The organism is Vreelandella lutescens (assembly GCF_014640815.1).
Lineage (GTDB): Bacteria > Pseudomonadota > Gammaproteobacteria > Pseudomonadales > Halomonadaceae > Vreelandella > Vreelandella lutescens.
The window spans coordinates 221808-245951 of the sequence record NZ_BMHM01000004.1; the positions used below are offsets into that span (position 1 = coordinate 221808).

Below are 24144 nucleotides of genomic sequence, written 5' to 3' on the forward strand. Positions count from 1 at the left end.
TCATACGGGAACAGAGAGGAATAACTCCAATGGATATGAGCGAAGATGATATTGCTGAAAAAAAGTATCGCTCTATGTTGCCTGGAATACTGGGCACCGTTGATACATGGATCAGTAAAGCCGAGGCATTTATCTTAGCCACGGGTGTCATTCTGATGGCCATTAACACCGTCGCCAACGTGATAGGTCGTTTTGTTTTTGGAGAGAGCCTGCACTTTTCTGAAGAAGTGAATCGGATGCTGATCGTGTTGGTAACTTTTGCCGGCATCGGGTACGCGGCTCGGCACGGGCGGCATATTCGTATGTCTGCGATCTATGATGCGCTGCCAGCGGGCGGCAGGCGCGCGTTAATGATCTTCATCAGCCTGTTTACGGCTACGGTCATGTTCGTGCTGTGCTACTTCTCGATTGGCTATATCGACACCATCATGAGCCGCGGGCGTAGTTTGCCTTCTACAGGGATTCCTGCTTGGTGGATGTACGTGTGGGTGCCCGTTGGCTTTGCCATTACCGGGATTCAGTACGTTTTAACGGCGATTACTAACCTCGTTTCAAAAGATGTGTACTTATCCACCCACGTGGTTGATGGGTACAAAGATACAGAAACGGAAGTTTAGGCAGCGAGGATACGCGTATGACTGCAACAATAGTCACCATCATGATCGTGCTGCTGCTGCTTGGCTTCCCGATGATGATCCCCTTAATGACGGCCGCGTTTGTTGGCTTCTTCATGAGCTTTGGCGGTTTGGGGCAGATGGAAACGCTCATCCAACAGATGATGCGCGGGATTAGCCCTACTGCTCTTATTGCGGTGCCAATGTTTATTTTGGCGGCAGATATTATGACCCGCGGTCAGTCGGCGAATCGCCTGATTGATATGGTCATGACCTTTGTCGGCCATGTGAAAGGCGGACTGGCGGTTAGTACGGCAGTGTCCTGCACGCTGTTTGGGGCGGTCTCTGGCTCTACCCAAGCGACGGTGGTAGCGGTGGGGTCGCCGCTGCGCCCGCGTATGTTAAAGGCAGGCTATAAAGATCCGTTTACCTTAGCGCTGATTATCAATTCAAGCGACATCGCGTTTCTGATACCGCCTAGTATCGGCATGATTATTTACGGGGTGGTCTCACAAACGTCGATAGCGGAGCTGTTTATTGCCGGGATCGGCCCTGGCTTGCTGATTTTAGCCATGTTTTCAACGTATTGTGTTATTTACGCTATCGTCAACAAGGTGCCTACTGAGCCAAAGGCCAGCTGGAAAGAGCGCGCGGTAGCCGTGCAGAAAGCGCTTTGGCCGCTGGGCTTCCCGGTCTTGATCGTAGGGGGTATTTACGGTGGGGTGTTTAGCCCTACTGAGGCGGCGGCAGCCTGTGTGTTGTATGCCGTGTTGCTGGAGTTTGTCATTTTCCGCTCCTTGAAGCTGCCCGATATATTTACGATCGCCAAGTCCACTGGCCTGATTACGGCAGTGGTCTTTATTTTGGTGGCTGCGGGTAATGGCTTCTCTTGGATTATCTCTTTCGCTCAGATACCGCAGGCAATTTTGGGTACTTTTGGCATCAACGAAGCAGGTCCTGTGGGCGTGTTGGTCGCGATATCCATCGCGTTTTTTGTCGCCTGTATGTTCGTTGACCCCATTGTCGTCATTTTGGTGCTAACGCCTATTTTTGCCCCTGCCATTGCGGCCTCAGGGCTTGATCCTGTACTGGTTGGCGTATTGATTACACTGCAGGTGGCGATTGGGTCGGCAACGCCGCCCTTTGGGTGCGATATATTTACGGCCATAGCGATTTTTAAACGCCCGTACCTCGAAGTGATTAAAGGTACGCCTCCCTTTATTATTATGCTGATTACCGCGGCTGCTCTGATCATCATGTTCCCGCAAATTGCTCTGTTTCTGCGCGATCTTGCGTTTCGCTAAGCCCCAGCTAGGAGAACGCGTATGTTTAACCGCATTTTGATCCCGGTGGATGGCTCCAAAGGGGCGATTAAAGCGCTAGAGAAAGCCGTTGGCTTGCATATGCTCACTGGGGCTGAGCTTTACCTGCTGTGTGTGTTTAAACACCACAGCCTGTTGGAGGCGTCACTCTCCATGGTGCGCCCCAATAAGCTTGATATCCCAGATGATGCGCTCAAAGAGTACGCCACGGAAATCGCCGTGCATGCTAAGGCTCATGCCATCGAGTTGGGGGCAGACAGCGTACGCGTGCGGGCCTTTGTGAAGGGGGGCCGCCCATCTCGCACGATTGTACGCTTTGCCCACAAGCGGGAGTGCGACTTGATAGTGATCGGTGCCCAAGGCACCAACGGTGAAAAGAACCTGCTGCTAGGCAGTGTTTCGCAACGGGTGGCGGGTGCAGCCCACTGCCCAACACTGGTGGTGTAGCGCTCTTTGTAATGGTGGATAAACCTCTGCGTATCGTCGTGGTCTGATAAACACCCGCCGTTTCAGGTAATGCAGCCTGAAGCGGCGGGTGTTAGTCTTTGAGACACTCAAAAACATTTGGCGCGCTGCGCCGCTGGATAAGGTTGTTTCCATGAAAGCACTACTCTCTTCTACCGCGCTGACTGGCCTTTTGCTGGTCGCTCCGTTTGCCGCCGCTGCCCCGGAAACCGACGAGCAGCGCTTGGCCTACAGCCTGGGTGTAACGCTGGGCGAAAGCATGCAAGCCGATATTGAAGACCTGGATATGGATGCGTTCACCGACGGTATGCGCGATGTCTTTGAGGGCAACGAGCTGGCGTTGAACGAAGAAGAGATGATGGAAGCGCTGATGGCCTTCCAAGAGAGCTCAATGGAAGCGCGCGAGCAGCAGGCCGCAGAACTGGCGCAGATGAACCTAGAAGAAGGGCAAGACTTCCTGGCGGAAAACGCCGAGCGTGACGACGTCGAAGTGACCGAGTCAGGCTTGCAGTACGAAGTGCTGGAGTCTGGCGACGGCGCAACGCCTGGCGCAGAAGACACCGTTGAGGTGAACTACGAAGGCATGCTGCTGGACGGCACCGTGTTTGATAGCTCGTTTGAGCGCGGTGAGTCGGTCAGCTTCCAAGTCAACCAAGTGATTGAAGGCTGGCAGGAAGCGCTGCAGCTGATGAGCGTGGGCGACAGCTGGATGCTCTACATTCCTGCTGAACTCGCCTACGGCGAGCGTGGCCAAGGCCCGATCGGCCCGAATGAAATGTTAACGTTCCGCGTTGAACTGTTAGGCATCGAATAAACTATGGGCATCGCCGTTCATCAGCGCCGCCTTATGGCCGCGCTTATCCTGCTGGGCAGCAGCGCTGCCCACGCCCAGGAAGAAGAGTCGCCAAGTCTGCCAGCGTTAGGGGCGGCGAGCGACCAAGCCAGCGTGGTAGGTGTCTCGTCGGGTGGTTACATGGCCACTCAACTGGCGGTGGCCTGGCCTGAGCGCTTTAGCGGTGTGGGCGTGCTGGCAGCAGGCCCTTGGGGCTGCGCTCAAGGGGCGCTGAGCCTAGCCCTTAACCAGTGCATGATGACTCGACGCGGGCTGCCATCGCTGGATGACTTGGAGCAGCGGCGTGAGCGCTACGCTTCGCTGGATCAAGTGGGCAGCGAAGCAGCACTAGGCGAGCTACGCGCCTTTGTGTGGCACGGTGGTGCTGATGCAACGGTATCGCCTGCGTTGGGCGACTTGCTTACCCAGCAGTGGCAGCGCTGGCTCGCAGACCCGGACCAGCAGTTGCGCTACGTACTGCGAGAAAACACTGGGCATGGCTGGCCGGTCACCATGCCAAAAGATGCCCCCATCGATCCCCAGGAGATGGGCGATTGCCACAACGGTGGCGGTAGTCATGTGCTGGCGTGTGGCGATGATGTCGCTGGTGAGATGTTGGCATGGCTTTACCCGGAGCGTGAGGTCAACGCTAGCGACGGTGAACTGCGCGCCTTTGACCAGTCCGACTTCGCGGTAAAAGGATTTGCTGATACCGGCTACCTGTTTGTACCAGAGGCCTGTGAAGCGGGTGGTTGCCCTGTGACGGTCGCACTACACGGTTGCCAGATGAATGCAGAAGCCATTGGCGAGACGTTTGTGCGCTATAGCGGATTAAACCGTTGGGCCAAAGAGCATGGGCAAGTGGTGCTCTACCCACAGGCGGAAAATAGCATGGCTAACCCACAGGCGTGCTGGGACTGGTGGGGATTTGCTGAGAGCACTTGGCAGATCAACCCATTGCACGATACTCGTGATGGTACCCAAGCGAGAGCGTTAATGGCGATGCTGGATCAGTTGCAGTCAGAACCTGCTAATCAGGAAGCTGCCACGGCGCAATAAGCCCGTAGCAGCGGTCTCTTTAGTGGTTATGGTGTGAACATCAGCTGTCTAGCTCACTTCCCAACGCTGACACTAATCCGTGTGGTGTTGGGGAGTAGAGCACCCGCTGCAATATTTCCCCTTCACGGTTGACCAAAAACAGCGAAGCGCTGTGGTCGATGGTATACGCCATGGCAGACTCTGGTGCTTCTACTCGCCGCCAAATGACGCCGTAACGCTCAGCCACATCGGCTAGCTGCGTTTGGCTGCCCACTAAGCCGATAAACTCGCTGCCGAAGAACTGCATATATTCGCTCATGCGGGCGAGCGTATCCCGCTCTGGGTCTACCGTAATCATGACCGGCACCACACGCTCTCGCTGTTCGTCGCTTAACTGTGCTAGCGCTTGACGCTTGACGGCCTGATTCATGGGGCACACATCAGGGCAGTAGGTGTAGCCAAAAGAGACAATCGCAATATCGTCATCGCCTAGCTGGGTAAGCGAGAAGTCCCCCTGAGTTGAGGGCATCGCGATAGGGCCACCTTGTGGTTCACCGTTGTCTTGGCCGTTGCCTAACTGGTAAAGGCCAATCGTTGCCACGAGCAGTAGCGCGCCTAATAGCGCGAGGCCAAGCCAAAGTGGCTTGCGTTTTATAGATGCTGCCATGCGCTTAGCTCCTTGTGACATCAAAATCGAACCAGCTGCCCATCTTGCCTTCGGGTGTTTCCAGAATAACCCGTGCTCGCCAAGGCATCACCTCTTGCGTACAAACGCCCACTTGCCCCTGGCCATGAAAATGCCCCGGTGCTGTGGCGGTGAGCGCAAAGCGATTCAATCCCATATCCATATCGCGGCCGATAAAGTCTACCGTCACGTGGCGGGTATCCACGCCTTCCACCTCTACATCCAGCGGTAGAATTTCCAGCGCCTCAATGCGGCCGTTCGCGTCAATGGCTAAGGTTAACTGCCCCTTGTCTCCCAGCGTTACCGAACATGGGGTTATATGCAAGTTGCATTCGCCATTGGGAGAGAACCATACAATATCGCTGTCGTCGCGTAGCCAGTTGGCAAACACGTACCAGGTGCATGCGGCCAGCGCGAGGCCAGTCACTAGAATAAGCACTTTCAGCGCTGGAAAACCCGTTACGTCGGGTTTAGGAAAATTCTTCATGGCAGAATAGTCGCTACGCAGGCCATCAGGCGGGGAAATTGTTTGGGTGGTTTGTGTTTTATGGTAACAGCTATCCCGCAGATGTCGCTGTGCTGGGATGTCGCACTTAATAAGGAAGAAGAATGGAGAGCATTACCGGTGCACTAGGGCCACTGTTTTTATTGATCTTATTAGGGGCCATGATGGGGTATGGCCGCTGGCCTAACCTCGATTTTTGGGCACAAATGGAGCGGTTTATCTACTTTGTGCTGTTTCCCGCCATGCTGGTGGGCACGCTGGCGACAGCCGATGTAAGCCAAGTGCCCGTGGGCCGATTAGCATTGGCGCTGCTGGGGGCGATGGCTCTGTTTGGCCTTATATTGTGGCACTTCCGGGCATGGCTAAAGTTAAGTCCCGCCGCCTTTACCTCGGTGTTTCAAGGCGCGGTACGCTTTAATACCTATGTGGGGGTGGCGGGGGCCGCCGCGCTGCATGGCTTGCTGGGGGCCACGACGGCCGCAGTCGCCGTGGCGCTGATGGTGCCCGTGGTTAACGTGATGTGTGTGGCAAGCTTTGTGGCGGCGGGCACGCTGGGCAGTGCAAGCCTGGGTAAAAGCGCGCTAGCGCTGGTGAAAAATCCGCTGATTTTGGCATGTTTAGCAGGCATTGGGTTGAACCTGAGTGGCGTTGGCCTGCCCGGCTGGAGTGAAGATACCGTGACGCTACTGGGCCGCGCAGCCCTACCGCTGGGATTAGTGGCCGTAGGCGTGGCGCTTAAGCCCATGGCACTGCTGCGTATTGACCGAGGGGTGATTGCTACTAACGCGGTTAAGCTACTGTGCATGCCAGCGCTTGTACTGCTGTTGGCATGGCTACTGGGGCTCGACCCCGTCAGCCGGGACGTAGCGCTGCTATTTGCGGCGCTGCCTACCGCCACCTCTGCGTATATTCTGGCCCGCCAGCTAGGCGGCGATGCGGAATTAATGGCGGCCATTATCACCGGGCAAACGCTGCTCGCCATGTTGACGCTACCGTTTTGGCTAAAATTAGTGAGCTAATATAAAAATAAATAAAAAGTATTCGCATTTGTGTTGACGGGGTAAATGAGAATGATTATATTGTGATGGTCAGCGTTTAATGAGTCGCTGGCAACCACGACAGCTGCTTGGCACCGATCAGCGCCAGTTTACTGTCATGGTTTCTCCCTCTCATTGCTAGTCACGGTCTTTTGCCGCTCCCCCATGGAGCGGCCTTCTTTTTTCTAAACGACCCATTTATTGATACCTGCCACGCTTTTCCCGCCATGTTTGTGCAGATAATAGGCGTTCTTCACCTATGCTGATAACACCACTGCCGGGAGCCTTCGTCATGCGCATAGCCGTATTTAGCGCTAAACCTTACGACCAATCGTTTTTGTCGCGCGCCAACGCTGCCGAGCGCCATACGCTCAGCTTTTTTGATGCGCGGCTCACCGTCGAAACCGCGCCGCTTGCCGTCGGGTGTGAGTGCGTCTGCGTGTTTGTGAATGACCACCTGGATGCGGCGGTGCTGGAGCAACTTCATCAAGGCGGTATACGGCTAGTGGCGCTGCGTTCAGCAGGGTTTAATCACGTGGACCTGGCAGCGGCGCAGCGGCTGGAAATGACGGTAGCGCGGGTGCCTGCCTACTCGCCCCACGCCGTGGCAGAGCATGCGGTGGCACTGGTGATGAGCTTAAACCGCATGACGTATCGGGCCTATAACCGGGTGCGGGAGGGGAACTTCGCCCTCGATGGCCTGCTGGGGTTTGATCTGCACGGCAAAACCGTCGGAGTCGTTGGCACAGGGCATATTGGGCTCATTTTTGCCGACATCATGCACGGATTTGGCTGCCGCATTGTGGCCTACGACCCTTACCCGAGCCCTGAGGCCAAGCCTTTTGTGGAGTATGTGCCGCTGGAATCGCTCTACGCCCAGGCGGAGATCATTTCACTCCACTGCCCGCTCACGCCTGACACTAACCACCTGATTAACGCGAGCGCCATTGCCCAAATGAAGCAGGGGGTGATGCTGATCAACACCGGCCGCGGGCGGGTAGTGGACACCCAAGCAGTCATCGCCGGGCTTAAAAGTGGCCATATTGGCTACCTGGGGTTGGATGTGTACGAAGAGGAGGAGCAGCTCTTCTTCGAGGATTTCTCCCATAAAGTGATTGATGACGATCAATTTATGCGCCTGACGACGTTCCACAACGTGCTCATTACCGGCCATCAGGCATTTTTCACCCAGGAAGCGCTGACCAATATTGCCGAGACGACCTTCGCCAATATCGACGCCTTCGAAAGTGGTAGCGGCACGCTGCATCGAGTGGTTTACGATAAGCCTTCGTAACCTGAGGGGAGACCACCATGCAGCTTTATCTCAATACTTCTTCACCTTACGCCCGCGTCGTGCGGGTATGCCTGTATGAAAAAGAGCTCATGGAGCGCACGGAGCTTTGCTGGTGCGACCCCTGGGCGGCGGATAGCGAGCTTTTAAAGATGACTCCGCTGAGTCGTATTCCGACGCTGGTCACGGAAGGCGGCGAGGTGCTGACCGAATCGCTGCTGATTGCCCACTATCTGGATGCCGTGGGCGAAGGCGCGAAGCTGCTATCAACGGATGGTTTAGCGGAAACCCTGGCGCTGGCGGGATTGGGGCAGGGCTTGATGGAGGCGGCGTTTAACGTGGTGATTGGCCGCAAGCATGGCGGGCCAGACGTGGATGAGACGCTGTTAGGAAGTCGACGGTTAAAAGCGATTGAGCGCACGCTAGTGACGCTGGAAGCGCACCCTAGCGTGCTGGCTGATCATACCCAGCGCACGCTAGGGGCGATTGTGGTGGCTGTCGCCCTGGCTTACCTCAGCTTTCGCTTACCGGCCTTTGATTGGCCGAACCGCTTTCCACGGCTGCAGGCGTGGTGTGCGAAGGTGACCGCGTGCGACAGCTTTGCGCTAACGGCGTTTGAGTAAGAATTACCCTTCTTCCCGCGCATAGATCAGATCCCACACGCCGTGGCCGAGCTTTTCACCGCGGGCCTCAAACTTGGTGAGCGGGCGGAAGGCCGGGCGGGGCACGTAAGGCGCGGTCTCGGCGGTGGCGGTGTTGGCGTAGCCGGGGGCGGCTTCCATCACTTCCGCCATCCACTCGGCGTAGGCTTCCCAGTCGGTGGCCATGTGGAAGGTACCGCCGGGCTTGAGGCGCGTGCGAATCAGCTCTACAAACGCAGGCTGGACGATGCGCCGCTTATGGTGCTTCTTCTTCGGCCACGGGTCGGGGAAGAATAGCTGCAGCGTGGTCAGCGAACCTTCGGGCAGGCACTGCTCCAGCACCGCCAGGGCGTCTTCACGGTAAACGCGCAGGTTGGTCAGGCCGCGTTTATCCACTTCATCAAGCAGTTTGCCAACGCCGGGGGCGTGTACTTCGATACCGATAAAGTCGGTATCCGGGTGGGTTTCGGCCTGCTCAATCAGCGAGTTACCCATACCAAAGCCAATTTCCACCACGCGGGGGGCTTGGCGGCCAAACAGGGCGTCTAAATCCTGGCGACCATCGGCAATGGTCAGCCCCAGGCGCGGCCACACGTCTTCCAGGCCGCGTTGTTGGGCTTGGGTCATGCGCCCGGCGCGAATCACATAGCTTTTAATGCCGCGGCGGTGCAGCGGCGCATCGGCACTTTCGGGGCCAGTGGTGTTGCTCTCGGGCGCGGTGTCGTTCGTATCGGTCATGGTGTCTCTGTATCAGCCGTTGATTCGGCCTGCAAAAGGCGAAGAGGGGTCGGCACTTTGGCGGCGCGGCATGCGGCCTGCCAAGAACGCATCGCGGCCAGCCTCGACGGCTAGCTTCATGGCGTTGGCCATGCGCAGCGGGTCGCGGGCGTGGGCAATCGCCGTGTTGAGCAGTACGCCATCGCAGCCAAGCTCCATGGCCATGGCGGCATCGGAGGCCGTACCAATGCCTGCATCCACCAGCACCGGCACGCGGCTCTGCTCCACGATGAGGCGAACGTTATGCGGGTTTTGAATGCCGTGGCCCGAGCCAATCAGTGAGCCCAGCGGCATGATGGCGCAGCAGCCCATGGCTTCCAGCTCTCGTGCCACAATCGGATCATCGCTGGTGTACACCATCACGTCGAAGCCGTCGGCCAGCAGGGTCTCGGCCGCTTTGAGCGTCTCGACCACGTTGGGGTAGAGCGTGTGGTCATCGCCGAGCACTTCCAGCTTGACGAGGTTGTGGCCATCCAGCAATTCGCGGGCTAAGCGGCAGGTGCGCACGGCATCTTTGGCGTTGTAGCAGCCAGCGGTATTGGGCAGCAGGGTGTACTGCTTGGGCGAGATAACGTCGAGTAGGTTCGGCGCGTCGGCATCCTGGCCAAGGTTGGTGCGGCGCACGGCAAAGGTGACGATTTCGGCACCGCTCTGGGCAATGGCAGCACCGGTTTCGGTAAAGTCTTTGTACTTGCCGGTACCCACTAACAGGCGGGAGCTAAAATCACGTCCGGCAATGGTGAACGGTGTATCAGTCAGTTGCGTCATAGCGATTCCTTGAAAAAGCACCGGCAGCTAGCCGCCGCCAATAGCGTGGACCACTTCGATCTGGTCGCCTGAGGCCAGCGGGGTCGCGGCCAGTTGGCTCTTGGGCACAATCTGTTCGTTGATTTCGACAGCGATACGACGCCCGCCCAGGCCCAGCTGCTCGATCAAGTCAGCAGCGGTGAGGCCAGCGGTCATGGCGTAGGGTTCGCCGTTGAGCGTAAGCTGTATCGACTCATTGGGGGTAGACATAAACAGTAAGCACCCTGGTGGATGAGGCAAAACGGCCTCTATTGTAGCGGTTTCGACCCGTGCAAGGTATGCAGTGGGGTGAATATCTCAATGATTAACGGGGTGGCGATGCGCCGCCAACATAGGTGAAAAGGAGTAGGGCGTGCAGCGAATCGACAAGCTGTGGTGGTGTGTGGTGGCGCTTTCGGGGGCGCTCATGGTGATGCTGGGGGCTTACGCTGCCCACGGGTTGGCGGCACGCACCAGCGCCGCCATGGTGAATATCGTGGAAACCGGCGTGCGCTACCAAGCGTGGCACACGTTGGCGATGCTAGCGGTGCTTGCGTGGCGCAGCCACTACCCACACCCCGGCCAGCAGGTCGTACTGGCGCTATGGGCGTTAGGCGTACTGGCCTTTGCTGGTTCGCTCTACCTAATGGCGCTGGCCGGTTTAAGTGTAGGTATCGTGACGCCGATCGGCGGGCTTCTACTGATGGCCGGTTGGCTGGCCCTGGGCGTCACGGCGCTGCTTAGTCGCTCTTAGTGTCATAGCCGTTAGTCCTGCAGCTTGCTCAGCGGCATCCATGGCCTTAATCCCCAACGGGTACATGGGCTGCTGTGGGCTTGACCTGTGGGTGACCCCAGGGTTGTAAGCTTTGCAATAGAGACCCTTTCGTAGGAGGTAAATATGACACGTAACGCCATGGCGCTTATGGTATCCGGTGCACTGATGTTCGGTGCTGGCACGGCCCAAGCCGCGCTGCCCGATGAGGCGACGCTGTATAAAAACCCGCAATGCGGCTGCTGCGATGAGTATGCGCGTCATCTTGAAGAACTGGGCATAGACGTCACCATTATTGATGACGTCGAGCTGGGTGAGATCAAACAGCAGGCGGGCGTGCCTTATGGTTTGGGTTCTTGCCATACCATTGAGATCGGCAACTACTGGATTGAAGGGCACGTGCCCATGGAGGCGGTCGAGGCGCTGTTCGAGCAGCAGCCGGATGTCGATGGCATCGGCCTAGCCGGTATGCCGATTGGCACACCGGGCATGCCGGGGCCCCAGAGCGAGCCCTATCAGGTCTACTCGTTCAGTGATCAAGACGCCCAACCGTTTATGACGCTATAAACGAAGAGGCACTATTGAGCCGCGTGAACTCCGCTGCGGGGACTGGCTTGCCGAAGTAGTAGCCCTGGTACACATGGCACCCCAGGTGAGCCAGCACCGTGCACTGGTCGGCGGTTTCCACGCCTTCGGCAACGACATCTAAGCCCAAGCTCTCGGCTAAAGCAATAATGGTGGCGGCAATCGGCGTCGCTTGCATATCCAAGGTCAAATCCTTGACGAAGGCGATATCGATTTTGAGCGTATCCAGCGGCAGCGATTTGAGATACGCCAGCGACGAATAGCCGGTGCCAAAATCATCCAGCGCAAAGCGAATGCCCAGTTGCCGCAGGCGCAGCATCTTATCGATGGTGCCTTCTGGGTCGCTCATCAGCAGTGATTCGGTAAGCTCTAGCGTTAAACGTTCAGGCGGAGCGCTGGTGTCACGCAGCGTCGAGATAACTTGCTCGACGAAACTGGGTTGTTGGAACTGACGCACGCTGACATTGAGGGAGAGCTTTAAATCGCGCAGGCGCGGGTCGTACTGCCACTCGCCGAGCAGGCGGCAGCCCTCTTTTAACACCCAAGCGCCTAGGGGCAAAATGAGGCCGGTTTGCTCGGCGATGGGGATAAAGCGCCCTGGTGAAATCATGCCCTGCTGTGGGTGGAGCCAGCGTACCAAGGCCTCGGCACCGATGACCTCTTGCTGCGCCCCCACCTGTGGCTGAAGGTGCAGGCTAAGCGCGCCGCTATCAATCGCGATGCGCAGCTCGCGCTCAAGCGTCAGTTGCTCTTCAAGTTTTTGCTCCAGCGCTGAACAGAATCGCTTCGGCTCGCCGTCTCGCTGGCGCTTGGCTTCCAGTAGCGCAAGGCCTGCTCGCTTGAATAGCTGCCCAACGTTCTCAATCTCACGATGGCAAAAAATTAGCATGCCCACGTTAATTTTGCAGGGGTAGGTGTGCCCGTGGAGCTGATAATCTGCCGTTAGTGATGCCAGAATACTATCGATATGCTGATAGGCCTGTTGTTCCGCGGCCCCATGCTCAGTGAGGGTGAGCGATATGCAGAGTGCAAACTCATTTCCATCCAAGCGGGCAGCGTAAACCTGACCTCCGGCCTGTTGCTGAAGGCGGCTGCCCAGTTGTCGTAACAGCTCATCGCCAATATCTTGGCCCATGCTGTCGTTCAGCACCTTGAAGCGGTTGATATCTAGAAGCGCTAAAAATGAATAGCGGCCTTTCTGCTGTGTGTCCTGCAGGTGGCTGGTCAAGTACTCTTGAAGGGCCAGGCGATTCGGCAAGCCAGTGAGCATGTCATGAAAAGCCAGGTAGCGAATACGCTGCTGCGCGTTTTGCTCGTCGGTGCGGTCGCTGAGTAGGGCCACGTAATCCCTGTCTTTGCTATTGGCGTAGTTCACGCGGCTGATGCTGAGCCATGCCGGGTACTCATCGCCATTGGAGCGCAACGCCGTCACCATACCACTCCACTCCCCTTCCGCCACCAGCGCGCGATGAATAGCGGGGGTAAGCGCCTGGCTATCTTTGGCGTACGGTACCTGCGTGATATCCGAATCGATGAGCTGGGCGTGGGTCATGCCCGTTAATTGCTCAAAGGCGTTATTACAGAGTCGGATGCGGGCGTTGTCATCGAACAGCACCACGCCATCCTGCAGAGCGGCAATCACTTCCAGTAGACGCCGTTGGGTCATATAGCCGTGGCGCTCGCTATCTTGCAGGCGGCGCTGAATTTTAATCGCCAGTAAGGTCAGCAGGGCAGCAAAGACGGCGGCTCCGCTAATGGCATAAATCAGCCAGTGCGAAGCCATCATGTGGTCATGGGGCAGGTTGGCTTCTAAAGGCACAAACCACGCGGCCTGCATGGCCACATAGTGCATACCGCTCACCGCAAGCGAGATACATAGCGCGGAGAGAAAGGCGTACCGCTGGTAGTGTGCTTTGCCATTTTCCATGCGGCATAAACGGTAGGCGTAGGCACTTAAAACCCCCAGCCCAACGGCAACCACTAAAGAGGCAAGGAAAAGGTCCAGCGCATAGTAAAGCGTTGCCGGCATGCGCATGGCCGCCATGCCGCTATAGTGCATCACGCCAATGCCAAGGCCCAGGCTGGTCCCCGCGATGATCAGCGTGCGATGTGTTAAGTGCTCACGACACAGCAGTGTCATCGCGACCAAGCTACCGACAATCGCGGGCAGGATAGAAAGCAGCGTGAGCAGGTGGCTATGGCTCACGTGAAAATCCAGGCGGTAAGCGTGCATGCCGACAAAGTGCATGCTCCAGACGCCAGCGCCCATCACGCTGGCACCGGCGATGAGCCATGTTCGTCGCCATAGTGAAGATGAAATTCTTCCTACTAGGCGAATAATCTCCAGGCTGGCAAAAGAGGCGGCTAGGGCGACCAGCCACGATAACATCACCAGTGGAATATCGTGTTTTCCCTGCAGAGCACTCAGCGCCTGCGGATCCAGTAACAGGTTGGGCAGTATCATGAGTAAGTCGCTGTGTGACAGTGGCATGCACAGACTACTTTATAATGTTTGTTAACTTGTTGCTCTGATAATCGGGGCGGCACTTAAACGTTATTACGCAGTGGGGCTAACGACCTTGGGTAAAAGGTGTATTGATCTACAAGGATTAATCGATGCTGGCGAGCATGTCGGGTGTATCGATATCGAGCAAAATGCCTGGGTCCTGCACGTCATAACTCCGGTAATGCAAAGAGTGGCGTTGAATCAATGCTTTGGCCCCTGTTTCGCCCCGTAAATGCTCAAGTTCTGGCCAGAATGCCCTGCCAAACAGCACCGGGTGGCCGGGCTGCCCGCCGTGGCACGGCCGCCAGATGGTGTCGCGGGTGGCCTGCTGCTGCAGTGCCAGCAGCGTTGCGGGGTGAATACCGGGCATATCGCCTAGCAGTACCGCCACCGCCTCACTGTCATTCAAGCGGCGGTCACCGCCTAGCGCCACCATCGCTTCGGCCAAACTGGCGCCCAGCCCCAGGTGCGCCTGACGTAGCCGAATCAGCGGCGTGCTGGCAGCCAAACCTAGCTGAAAAGCGTCGTCCTCCTGACGAATCGCGACCCGTACCTGGCTAAACGCCTGCGCGGTGCGCGCAACGGTGGTGGCCAACAGCGTTCTGCCATCGGCAAGACGTTCCTGGCGCTTATCAGCCTCGCCATAGCGCCGCGAGTAGCCTGCCGCCATCACTAAGGCGACGACGTGGTTAGCACGCATGGCGATTAAAGCTCATTGACGGCCTTGCCGTGCTGAACCCGTACGATATCCGCCATCACCGCCAGGGCGATTTCCGCCGGAGTCTTACTGCCCAGCGCCAAGCCAATGGGCATATGCAGGCGCGCTACCTGGGCTTGGGTGAGACCGCCGGAGCGTATTAGCCGCTCGGCCCGCGCGGTGGAGGTGCGCTGAGAGCCCATCACGCCAATATAGAACGCAGGTGTGCGTAAGGCTTCCATCATGGCCAAATCATCAATTCGCGGGTCGTGGGTGAGCGCCACCACTGCCGTCGCCCCGTGGCAAGCGCCGGAGGCGATGTATTGAGACGGCAGCTGTGCCTTGACCACCGCGCCGGGTACGCAGAAGTGCGCGCAGGCGGTGGCGTCCGGGTCGCAGACGATGACCTCGAACCCGAGCGTGACGGCAAAGGCCGCGCAGGGGGCGGTAATGGCGGAGATGCCCGCGATAATCAGCCGCCTGGCGGGGGCAACGCGTAGGTAGATGCGCTCGGATTCACTCTGCACCTGCTCACGGTAAACCCGCGGGCCAAGCGAGGTATCCTCGTGAAAGCCAAATCGCCCGCTGGGGAGCTCGACGTGGCGCACCAGCGGCTGCTGGCCGTCTAGCGTCGCCAGCAGCGTGGTGAGATGCGCTTCGGTGGCTTGAGTGGCGGGCAGGCGCTCAATCAGTACTTCTAAGATGCCACCGCAGGGCAGCGTCACGTTGGCGCCTTGAACATCGTCCTGGTCGCCGTAGCGGATGACCGTCACCGGGCGCTCAAACGCGCCCTCTTTGACGCGCTGAAGAAAGTCCTCCTCCACACAGCCTCCGGACAGCGAACCAATCGCCTCTCCCTCCTCGTTCACCGCCATCCACGAACCCGGCTCGCGAGGGGAGGAGCCAAAGGTCGCCAGCACCGTGCAGAGCCAAAAAGGGCGGCCCTGTTGGCACCACGCCAGGGCGTGTTCAATCACCTGCCGATCCAAGTGTTGCATCAATGTCGCGTCCTTTCGTGAGTCACCCTGCCCGCCTGGTGCGGGTTGTTGCGCTAAGCGTAGCGCAGCCGCCTGGCAAGCGTCAGGTCGCTGCCGCCGATTTATGACTATGCTGAAGGGGCGAGACCGTCGATAAGCAACAGCAATGAGCAGGGAAGGCACCGATTTATGAACGCTCCGAATAGCGCTGAACAGCGCCGCGATCAGGCACCGCAAGACGTGCCGCGCTCAACCGTCACGTTGATAGTGAATGGCACCCAGCACACCCTAACGCTTGATAACCGCACTACGCTGCTGGATACCCTGCGTGAGCACCTAGCGCTCACCGGCTCCAAGAAAGGCTGTGACCACGGCCAGTGTGGCGCCTGCACCGTGTCGGTGAATGGCGAACGCATCAATGCCTGCCTTACCCTGGCAGTGATGCATGAAGGTGACGAGATCACCACCATCGAAGGCGTGGGCACGGTAGAACACCTAGACCCTATGCAGCAGGCGTTTGTCGCTAACGACGCCTTTCAATGCGGCTACTGCACGCCTGGGCAGATCTGTTCGGCCAACGCCGTATTGCAGGAGATCGCCGCCAATATTCCCAGCCATGTCACGGCGGATCTCACCGCGACTATCGAGATCACCGACGCCGAGATTCGCGAGCGGATGTCGGGCAACCTCTGCCGCTGTGGCGCTTACGCCAACATCCTCAAGGCCATTACCCAGGTTGCCAAGGAGCGCGCATGAGAGCCTTTTCCTACGAGCGAGCGGCTAGCCCTGCCGATGCAGCGGCCCGCGCGGCCGAGGTGCCGGGCGCGAAATTCATTGCCGGCGGCACCAACCTGCTGGATTTAATGAAGCACGAGATTGAAACTCCGCTGCACCTGATTGATGTGCGCGGCACAGGGTTGAACGACATTACTGCTACGGAAGAGGGTGGCCTGCGGGTGGGGGCGATGGTCAGCAACAGCACCCTGGCGGCCAACCCACGCGTGCGCGAAGCCTATGGCGTGTTGAGTCGGGCGCTGGTGGCTGGGGCGTCTGGCCAGCTGCGCAACAAAGCCACCACCGGCGGCAACCTGCTGCAGCGCACGCGCTGCCCCTACTTTTACGATACCGCCATGCCCTGCAACAAGCGTTCACCGGGCGCTGGCTGCGCGGCGCTGGGAAAAGGCGCGACCACTCGGCAGTTGGGCGTGATTGGTACCTCTGATGCGTGCATTGCCACGCACCCCTCCGACATGGCAGTGGCGCTGCAAGCGCTGGATGCCCGCGTGGAAACCGTCACCCCCGAGGGTGAGACCCGCAGCCTGACGCTGGATGCGTTCTACCAGCTGCCCGGCGATACCCCCGATGTAGAAAACACCCTGGCCAAGGGCGAAATGATTACCGGGGTGGTGCTGCCCGCGCCGGTTGAGGGCCGCCATGCTTACTTCAAGGTGCGCGACCGCTCTTCGTACGCCTTTGCGCTGGTCTCAGTGGCGCTGATTCACGCGCCAGATGGCACCGGGCGCGTGGCGCTGGGCGGTATGGCCCCCCGGCCTTGGCGGCGCGATGCAGCGGACGCTGCGCTGCCCCAAGGCGCAGCCGCGGTGATGGCTGAGCTGCTAGATGGTGCCCGCCCCACCGAAGAGAACGCCTACAAGCTGACCCTGGCAGAGCGAACGCTCGCTGCGCTGCTAGCCGAGGAGTAACCGATGGATTTCAATCAATCGACCGACGATAACCTGTTCGACCATGCCCGTATTGTCGGTAAGCCCCATGCGCGCATTGATGGCGCGCTTAAAGTGACCGGCCAAGCGCCCTACGCCTACGAGCGCCATGACGTGGCGGCCCACCAGCTGGTGGGCTATCCGCTATGTGCCACCATCGCCAAAGGGCGCATTACCCACATGGATGCCACGGCCGCCCGCGCCGCGCCTGGGGTGGCGGCGGTGGTCACCACCCTAGACATAGAACCGCTGGCACAGGCCAAAAGCAATGTGGCGCGCCTATTTGGTGGCGATACGGTTGCCCACTACCATCAAGCCATTGCCGTGGTGGTGGCCGACACCCTAGAGCAGGCGCGAAGTGCCGCCGCGCTGATTGAGGTGCGCTACCAAGAAGAGCAAGGCGTGTTTGATTTAGACGCCGCCTGGGAGCAGCAAACACCCGACGAGCCGCTCTCTGACGTGGGCGATGTGGATGCGGCCTTTAAAAACGCAGCGGTAACGCTGGATGAGGTCTACCGCACGGCCTCCCAAAGCCACGCGATGATGGAGCCTCACGCTTCCATCGTGGATTGGTCGGATGGCGGCCAAATGACGGTCTGGACCTCCAACCAGATGATTGCCTGGACCCGCAAAGCGCTGGCCAAGACCTTTGCTATCGACCTCGAGACCATTCGTCTAGAGAGCCCCTATGTGGGCGGTGGCTTTGGCGGCAAGCTCTGGCTGCGGGCAGATACCGTGCTGGCCGCGCTCGGCTCTCGGGCGGCCGGGCGGCCGGTCAAGCTGGCCTTGCCGCGCCCGCTGGTGTTCAACAACGCCACCCACCGTTCCGGCACTGTTCAGCGCCTGCGCATTGCCGCCGATGCCGAGGGCAGGATTACCGCCTTCGACCACTCGGCGTTCTCCCATACGCTGCCCGGCGGCAGCGGCGAGAATCCGGTCAACCAAACCCGCGCCTTTTACGCCGGTGCAAGCCGCCGCGTGGCTCATACGGCTATCGAGATGGACTTGCCTGAGTCGGCGGATATGCGCGCCCCCGGCGAAGCCTCCGGCCTTGCCGCGTTAGAAATCGCCATGGACGAAATGGCCGAGAAGCTGGGCATGGACCCGGTGGAATTCCGTATCCTCAACGACACCCAGGTCGACCCGGAAGACCCCAACAAACCGTTTAGCGACCGCCACTACGTAGAGTGCCTGCAAAAAGGGGCTGCTGATTTTGGTTGGGAGGCGCGAAACCGCACCCCAGGCGGCCAGCGGGAAGGGCAGTGGCTGATCGGCCAGGGGATGGCAGGGGCTTATCGCGGAGCGCCCACTATGGATTCCGGCGCTCGGGTGCGTTTGCAGGCTGGGCGTTTGGTGGTGGAAACCGATATGACCGATATCGGCACCGGCTCGTACACGATTATTGCCCAAACCGCCGCGGAAGCCATGGGGTTGGCGCTAGAGGACGTGGAGGTACGGCTGGGCAACAGCGACTACCCGGTCTCGTCGGGTTCCGGCGGGCAGTTCGGTGCCGCCAGCGCGACCGCCGGTGTTTATGCGGCCTGCCTGAAGCTACAAGAGGAGATTGCCCAGCGCCTTGGTATGAACTCGCCCCGGTTTGAACAGGGCATGGTGATCGCAGGCACCACCGAAGTAGCGCTTGCGGAGGTGGCCGACGGCGAAGAGCTGGTGGCAGAAGACACCATCCACTTTGGCGACTTCAAAGACACGCTGCAGATTGGCACCTTCGCGGCGCACTTTGTTGAAGTGGCCGTACACGCCCATACCGGTGAAACCCGCGTGCGCCGCATGCTGGCGGTGTGCGACGCGGGGCGCATTCTCAACCCGGTGACGGCGCGCAGCCAGGTGATTGGGGGGATGACCATGGGCGTGGGCGCAGCCTTGATGGAGGGGCTAATCCCTGATGTGGAGCGCGGCTTTTTCGTTAACCACGACCTCGCCAGTTACGAGGTGGCGGTGCATGCGGACATTCCCGAGCAGGAGGTGATTTTTCTGGATACCACCGACGCCGCCTCGACGCCGCTTAAAGCCAAGGGCGTGGGGGAGCTGGGTATCTGCGGCGTCGCGGCGGCCGTGGCCAACGCGATCTATAACGCCACCGGCATTCGCGTACGCGACTACCCGATCACGCTGGATCGGCTGATCGACCAGCTCCCGAAAGTGAGTTGAGCGCGTTAAAGCGTGAACGGCCGCGCTGTTCGGCAGCCTAGGGGGTATCCGGCAGCGCATAGCTAGCGGTGACATGCACCACGGGGCGCGTGTCATCGCTGGCGGAAAAGATTCGCACTTCGCCCACCGCCAAGCGTCTGCCCAGCTTGATCAGCTTGGCGTGGGCGATGATGTCGTGGTCGCCGGAGGCCGCGCGGAGAAAGTGGCAGTTTAAATCGCTGGTCACGGCCATCGCTTCGGGGCCTATTTGGGCCAGTATTGCCACGTACAGCGCTACATCCGCAAAGCCCATCATGGTGGGGCCTGACACGCGGGGGCCAGGGCGCAGGTGCTCATGGCCAATGCTTAGGCGCATGGTGGCGCACATCTCTCCAACGCTCACTATCTTGCCCATCCGCTGGGGAAAGACCTCATCTAGAAAGTGCTCAATCTGCTCGGCGGTCATCACGGTCATTGTTGTTATTCACTCTGACAGGCTGGGAGTCCGCTGCCAGTAGGCCACCGAGAGGGCGCTGTGAACCCATCCCTGGGCGCTACTTATGCCACTGACCGCCATGGATGGCGGGAATGCCGTGATTGCAAGGAAGCATTTCACGGCCCTGGCATAAGACCCTCTCGGCAACCTACTGCCAGCGCATCTAATTGTCGCGTAGCTTGCTGTGCGTTTCTTTTACGTCAACGTAAACCAGCATAAATAAAAAAGCCCCAAGGCGCGAGCCTTGGGGCTGGGGGCTATTAGCGATAGGGCTTACTTAGCCTTATGTACCTGACGCCATGCGTGCAGGAGCGGCTCGGTGTAGCCAGACGGCTGTACGCGGCCCTTGAACACTAGGTCAGAGGCGGCTTTGAACGCGGTAGAGCCTTCAAAGTCGGCGCTCATGGCGGTGTAAGTGGGGTCGCCAGCGTTCTGCTCATCAACCACTTTCGCCATGCGCTTTAGGGTTTCCTCAACGCGGGGCGCATCAACGATGCCATGGTGCAGCCAGTTGGCAATGTGCTGGCTGGAGATACGCAGCGTGGCACGGTCTTCCATCAGGCCCACGTTGTGGATATCCGGCACTTTCGAGCAGCCGACGCCGTGTTCAACCCAGCGTACGACGTAACCCAGAATGCCCTGGCAATTGTTATCCAGCTCTTGCTGAATCTCTTCCTCTGACCAGTTGGCGTTTGCCGCTACCGGTACGCTCAGCAGGTCGTCTAAGAAGTCAGGCTCGCCTTGGGCTTCCAGCTCGCGCTGAACGTCAGCAACGTTCACCTGATGGTAGTGCAGGGCGTGCAGGGCAGCGGCGGTGGGGGAAGGTACCCACGCAGTGTTGGCACCGGCTTTCGGGTGGCCAATCTTCTGTTCCAGCATGTTGTGCATCAGGTCCGGCATGGCCCACATGCCTTTACCAATCTGGGCGCGGCCACGCAGGCCACAGGCCAAACCAACCTGCACGTTGTTTTTCTCGTAGGCGGTGATCCACGCGGCGCTCTTCATATCGCCTTTGCGAACCATCGGGCCTGCTTCCATGGCGGTGTGCATTTCATCACCGGTGCGATCCAGGAAGCCGGTGTTGATGAAGACTACGCGCGAGGTCGCTTCGGCAATACACGCCTTGAGGTTCACCGTGGTGCGGCGCTCTTCGTCCATGATGCCCATTTTCAGGGTGTCACGGCTCATGCCCAGAATGTCTTCCACGCGGCCAAACAGTTCGTTGGCGAAGGCGACTTCTTTCGGGCCGTGCATCTTCGGCTTCACGATATACACCGAGCCTGCGCGGGAGTTGCGCGGTTGGTCGGCGTCTTTCTTCAGGTCGTGCAGGGCCAGCAGCGAGGTCACCACCGCATCCAAAATGCCTTCCGGCAGTTCGTTGCCGTTCTCATCCAGCACCGCAGGCGTGGTCATCAGGTGGCCCACGTTGCGCACGAACATCAGCGAACGGCCCGGCAGCGTGACGGTGTTGCCGTCAGTGGTTTGCCAAGTGCGGTCGGCGTGCAGCTTACGGGTAAAGGTTTTGCCGCCTTTTTCGATGTTCTCTTCCAGGTCGCCCTTCATCAGGCCGAGCCAGTTGTTGTACACGCCGACTTTATCTTCAGAATCCACCGCCGCAACGGAGTCTTCGCAGTCCATGATGGCGGTCAGCGCGGCTTCAACGACCACGTCTTTGACGTGCGCCGGGTCGGTCTTACCGATCGAGTGGTTGGCATCGATCTGGATTTCCAGGTGCAGGCCGTTGTTGGCCAGCAGAATCGATTCGGGGGCGGAGGCGTCGCCGTTAAAGCCAATCAGCTTACCGGAGTCTTTCAGGCCGGTTTCACGGCCGCCTTCCAGGCTAACCACCAAGTGGCCATCGCGGATCACATACTTCACCGCATCCCGGTGAGAACCAGTGGCCAGCGGGGCGGCACGGTCCAGCACGCCACGGGCATAAGCGATGACTTTCTCGCCGCGTTTCGGGTTGAAGCTGGTGCCTTTTTCCGCGCCGTCCTCTTCGGAGATGGCGTCGGTGCCGTACAGCGCATCGTACAGGCTGCCCCAACGCGCGTTGGCCGCGTTCAGGGCGTAGCGGGCGTTGCTCACCGGTACTACCAGCTGCGGGCCTGCTTGCGTGGCCACTTCGCGGTCAACATTGGCGGTGGTGGCTTTCACGCTGTTCGGCGCGTCTACCAAGTAACCCGCTTCTTTCAGGAAGCTGCGGTAGGCGGGCATGTCGCTGACCGGGCCGGGGTTTTCACGGTGCCAAGCGTCCAGCTTCTCTTGCAGCGTGTCGCGCTCTTCGAGCAGTTGGCGGTTTTTTGGGGTCAAATCGTGGAACAGAGCATCGACACCGGCCCAGAAGGCGCTTTCGTCGACGCCGGTGCCCGGCAGAGCCTGCTCGTTGATGAAACGATCTAGGTCGGCTGCCACCTGTAAACGGTGACGCGTGATACGCTCGCTCATGGGGTTCTCCTGTGGGGGTGCCCGTGGATGGTTTGACTGCCACGGTCAGGGTAGAAGTTGATTTATGGAAAATACTTCCACATCTGCGTTGGCATGTAAACAGCGTAGACCCTAAAGCGGTAAAATGCTCGACCAAATGATGAGAGCGGGCACAACCGCCGCTGTTATTTTGTGCTGTTACACAGCCCATGGAAGTGTGGCGTTCACGGAGAGACGTTAATGCATAATTTCCAACACTTGGAAGGTCTGTTTCGGCAGGCGCAAGGTGAGTCGTCGCTCTCCCGCTTAACCCCGGGCGATGCGCTAACGGAAGCTGTGCATGACTACTTTCGCCACTACGGCTTAGAGACGCTGCTCAACGACACCAGCGAAGTGCACGCCGGGTTTATCGATACTGGGCGGTTCGCGCTGTGGTGCCAAGTGTGGAGCCCGCCTGCGCCCACCGGCACCGCGTTTGTGATTCACGGCTACTTTGACCATTTAGGCTTGTACCGACACCTGCTCAGCTGCCTGCTGGCCAAAGGCTGGCGCGTGGTGCTGTGGGATTTACCCGGCCACGGCCTTTCCAGCGGCCCCCGGGCGGAAATTGAAGACTTCGATGATTACCAGCACTGCCTAGCGCACCTGCAAGAGTCGCTGCAAACCCTGGGCATGGCACCGAAACCGTGGCTAGGCGTGGGCCAAAGCACCGGCGCGGCGATTCTAGCCACCGATGCGCTCACCCGCCGCGACACCGCTGGCTGGGCAGGCATTGTACTGCTGGCCCCGCTGGTACGCCCCTGGCGCTGGAGCCAGGCCAGCTGGCTGCATTTAATCGCCAGCCCCTTTGTGAAAGAGCTGCCGCGCAAGTATCGCCCCAACTCCACCGACGAGCAGTTCACCGCCTTTTTACGCGACCAAGACCCGCTACAGCCAGAGCGCCTAAGCGTGGCCTGGATTACCGCCATGCGCCGTTGGATGCCGCGGCTGTTGGCGCTTGAGCCCAACCCGCTGCCCACGCTGATTCTGCAGGGCGAGCAGGACCTCACCGTGGATTGGGAGTGGAACTTGGCCATCCTGGCGGAAAAATTTCCCAACGCGGAGATTCACCGCCACCCGGAAGCGCGCCACCATTTGGTGAACGAAGCAGAACCGATTCGCCAAGTGCTGTTTGAAGCGCTCGACCATTTTGTCGAAAACGTGCATTGACCCCAACAAAGGAGAGGCCATGACCGCCACCCAACCACCCAAAGTATTGGTTTTTGCGGGCAGCGCCCGGGAAGGCTCGCTTAATAAACAGCTGGCCAAACTGGCGGCTCAGCGCATTGAGGCGTTAGGCGGCAAAGCCACCTTTCTTGATTTAAAACAGTACCCCTGCCCGCTGTTTGATGAAGACATTGAAGCGCAAGGCATGCCGGAGAACGTGCTGAAACTGCGTGAGATGTTGGCGGACCACCAAGCGCTGCTGATCGCTTCGCCGGAGTACAACGGCTTTATTACGCCGCTGCTAAAAAATACCCTGGACTGGCTCTCGCGCCCCTACGGCGACACTCCCGGCTTGGGGCTGTTTGCCGGTAAATGGGCTGCCCTGGTGGCCGCCTCCCCCGGTGGTTTAGGCGGCATTCGTGCGCTGCCGCTGGGCCAGCAGCTATTAGCGAACCTAAGCCTCACCGTGCTGCCCCAGCCACTCTCGCTCCCCAAAGCAGGCAGCGCCTTCAACGACAGCGGTGTGCTGCACGACGAGGCCACGGGCCAAAAGCTGGATGCACTGTGCCAACGCTTGGTCGACTCCCTCGCGGCGACACACGCCCAATGACGAAGG

General features: G+C 59.1%; 25 protein-coding genes. 15 read left to right on the forward strand and 10 right to left on the reverse strand.

What is annotated here, in order from left to right; translation table 11 throughout:
* Nucleotides 1-29: 29 nt before the first annotated feature.
* The 5 genes from IEW65_RS11685 to IEW65_RS11705 all read left to right on the forward strand — a co-directional run bounded on the left by IEW65_RS11685 (nt 30) and on the right by IEW65_RS11705 (nt 4292).
* Nucleotides 30-617 carry a TRAP transporter small permease gene (locus tag IEW65_RS11685; RefSeq protein WP_188639658.1) on the forward strand — a complete coding sequence of 196 codons (588 nt, stop codon included), beginning with the start codon at nt 30-32 and terminating at the stop codon, nt 615-617.
* Nucleotides 618-634: 17 nt separating this feature from the next.
* Nucleotides 635-1918, forward strand: coding sequence for a TRAP transporter large permease (locus IEW65_RS11690; protein WP_188639659.1), 1284 nt, complete (start codon nt 635-637; stop codon nt 1916-1918).
* 21 nt (nt 1919-1939) lie between these two features.
* A complete protein-coding gene (locus tag IEW65_RS11695; RefSeq protein ID WP_188639660.1) occupies nt 1940-2383 on the forward strand; it encodes a universal stress protein in 444 nt (147 codons plus the stop codon).
* Between the two features lie 151 nt (nt 2384-2534).
* Nucleotides 2535-3215, forward strand: a complete 681-nt coding sequence (locus tag IEW65_RS11700) for a BamJ family beta-barrel-assembly machinery protein (protein WP_188639661.1) — start codon at nt 2535-2537, stop codon at nt 3213-3215.
* 3 nt (nt 3216-3218) lie between these two features.
* Nucleotides 3219-4292, forward strand: coding sequence for an alpha/beta hydrolase family protein (locus tag IEW65_RS11705; protein ID WP_229755546.1), 1074 nt, complete (start codon nt 3219-3221; stop codon nt 4290-4292).
* A 40-nt stretch (nt 4293-4332) separates the two neighbouring features.
* Here the strand turns inward: IEW65_RS11705 and IEW65_RS11710 are convergent, their stop codons facing one another.
* A complete protein-coding gene (locus IEW65_RS11710) occupies nt 4333-4938 on the reverse strand; it encodes an SCO family protein (RefSeq protein ID WP_188639662.1) in 606 nt (201 codons plus the stop codon).
* A 4-nt stretch (nt 4939-4942) separates the two neighbouring features.
* Entirely contained in the window at nt 4943-5443 is a 501-nt protein-coding gene (locus IEW65_RS11715) for a hypothetical protein (RefSeq protein WP_188639663.1), read from the reverse strand.
* 122 nt (nt 5444-5565) lie between these two features.
* Between IEW65_RS11715 and IEW65_RS11720 the strand changes: the two genes are divergently transcribed.
* The 3 genes from IEW65_RS11720 (at nt 5566) to IEW65_RS11730 (ending at nt 8412) form a co-directional block, all read left to right on the forward strand.
* Complete coding sequence (locus IEW65_RS11720) at nt 5566-6480, forward strand: AEC family transporter (protein WP_188639664.1); 915 nt, start codon at nt 5566-5568, stop codon at nt 6478-6480.
* A 310-nt stretch (nt 6481-6790) separates the two neighbouring features.
* Nucleotides 6791-7792: a 2-hydroxyacid dehydrogenase gene (locus tag IEW65_RS11725; RefSeq protein WP_188639665.1), complete on the forward strand. Its 1002-nt coding sequence runs from the start codon at nt 6791-6793 to the stop codon at nt 7790-7792.
* 17 nt (nt 7793-7809) lie between these two features.
* Nucleotides 7810-8412: a glutathione S-transferase family protein gene (locus IEW65_RS11730; protein WP_188639666.1), complete on the forward strand. Its 603-nt coding sequence runs from the start codon at nt 7810-7812 to the stop codon at nt 8410-8412.
* 3 nt (nt 8413-8415) lie between these two features.
* On the opposite strand, the gene trmB is transcribed toward IEW65_RS11730, so the two are convergent.
* The 3 genes from trmB to thiS are packed head-to-tail and all read right to left on the reverse strand — an operon-like array spanning nt 8416 to nt 10224.
* Nucleotides 8416-9168, reverse strand: a complete 753-nt coding sequence (gene trmB, locus IEW65_RS11735) for a tRNA (guanosine(46)-N7)-methyltransferase TrmB (RefSeq protein WP_188639667.1) — start codon at nt 9166-9168, stop codon at nt 8416-8418.
* Between the two features lie 12 nt (nt 9169-9180).
* A complete protein-coding gene (locus IEW65_RS11740) occupies nt 9181-9975 on the reverse strand; it encodes a thiazole synthase (RefSeq protein ID WP_188639668.1) in 795 nt (264 codons plus the stop codon).
* A gap of 27 nt (nt 9976-10002) precedes the next feature.
* Nucleotides 10003-10224 carry a sulfur carrier protein ThiS gene (thiS, locus tag IEW65_RS11745; RefSeq protein ID WP_188639669.1) on the reverse strand — a complete coding sequence of 74 codons (222 nt, stop codon included), beginning with the start codon at nt 10222-10224 and terminating at the stop codon, nt 10003-10005.
* Between the two features lie 142 nt (nt 10225-10366).
* On the opposite strand from thiS, the gene IEW65_RS11750 reads away from it, so the two are divergent.
* Nucleotides 10367-10747 carry a DUF423 domain-containing protein gene (locus IEW65_RS11750; protein WP_188639670.1) on the forward strand — a complete coding sequence of 127 codons (381 nt, stop codon included), beginning with the start codon at nt 10367-10369 and terminating at the stop codon, nt 10745-10747.
* Between the two features lie 144 nt (nt 10748-10891).
* The gene (locus IEW65_RS11755) at nt 10892-11332 is read left to right on the forward strand and encodes a DUF411 domain-containing protein (protein WP_188639671.1); all 441 of its coding nucleotides are present in this window, start codon (nt 10892-10894) and stop codon (nt 11330-11332) included.
* Here the strand turns inward: IEW65_RS11755 and IEW65_RS11760 are convergent.
* The 3 genes from IEW65_RS11760 to IEW65_RS11770 form a co-directional block, all read right to left on the reverse strand.
* Entirely contained in the window at nt 11319-13841 is a 2523-nt protein-coding gene (locus IEW65_RS11760; RefSeq protein WP_229755547.1) for an EAL domain-containing protein, read from the reverse strand. The two genes, IEW65_RS11755 and IEW65_RS11760, sit on opposite strands and share 14 nt — an antisense overlap.
* Nucleotides 13842-13959: 118 nt before the next feature.
* Nucleotides 13960-14556: a nucleotidyltransferase family protein gene (locus IEW65_RS11765; protein ID WP_188639672.1), complete on the reverse strand. Its 597-nt coding sequence runs from the start codon at nt 14554-14556 to the stop codon at nt 13960-13962.
* Between the two features lie 5 nt (nt 14557-14561).
* A complete protein-coding gene (locus tag IEW65_RS11770) occupies nt 14562-15551 on the reverse strand; it encodes an XdhC family protein (RefSeq protein ID WP_188639673.1) in 990 nt (329 codons plus the stop codon).
* A 168-nt stretch (nt 15552-15719) separates the two neighbouring features.
* Between IEW65_RS11770 and IEW65_RS11775 the strand changes: the two genes are divergently transcribed.
* The 3 genes from IEW65_RS11775 to paoC are packed head-to-tail and all read left to right on the forward strand — an operon-like array spanning nt 15720 to nt 19420.
* Nucleotides 15720-16286 carry a 2Fe-2S iron-sulfur cluster-binding protein gene (locus tag IEW65_RS11775; protein ID WP_188639674.1) on the forward strand — a complete coding sequence of 189 codons (567 nt, stop codon included), beginning with the start codon at nt 15720-15722 and terminating at the stop codon, nt 16284-16286.
* Nucleotides 16283-17233 (forward strand): FAD binding domain-containing protein, encoded by a 951-nt coding sequence (locus tag IEW65_RS11780; RefSeq protein WP_188639675.1) that lies wholly within the window; start codon nt 16283-16285, stop codon nt 17231-17233. The genes IEW65_RS11775 and IEW65_RS11780 overlap by 4 nt, the downstream gene beginning before the upstream one ends.
* A gap of 3 nt (nt 17234-17236) precedes the next feature.
* Complete coding sequence (paoC, locus tag IEW65_RS11785; RefSeq protein WP_188639676.1) at nt 17237-19420, forward strand: aldehyde oxidoreductase molybdenum-binding subunit PaoC; 2184 nt, start codon at nt 17237-17239, stop codon at nt 19418-19420.
* A 37-nt stretch (nt 19421-19457) separates the two neighbouring features.
* Here paoC and IEW65_RS11790 read toward each other — a convergent pair whose 3' ends face one another.
* Complete coding sequence (locus IEW65_RS11790) at nt 19458-19874, reverse strand: PaaI family thioesterase (RefSeq protein ID WP_188639677.1); 417 nt, start codon at nt 19872-19874, stop codon at nt 19458-19460.
* Between the two features lie 294 nt (nt 19875-20168).
* Nucleotides 20169-22343, reverse strand: a complete 2175-nt coding sequence (locus tag IEW65_RS11795; protein ID WP_188639678.1) for a malate synthase G — start codon at nt 22341-22343, stop codon at nt 20169-20171.
* A gap of 219 nt (nt 22344-22562) precedes the next feature.
* Here IEW65_RS11795 and IEW65_RS11800 point away from each other — a divergent pair, with 219 nt between their 5' ends.
* Nucleotides 22563-23531, forward strand: coding sequence for an alpha/beta hydrolase (locus IEW65_RS11800; protein WP_188639679.1), 969 nt, complete (start codon nt 22563-22565; stop codon nt 23529-23531).
* A gap of 19 nt (nt 23532-23550) precedes the next feature.
* A complete protein-coding gene (locus IEW65_RS11805; protein ID WP_188639680.1) occupies nt 23551-24138 on the forward strand; it encodes an NADPH-dependent FMN reductase in 588 nt (195 codons plus the stop codon).
* The last annotated feature ends 6 nt before the right edge of the window (nt 24139-24144 follow it).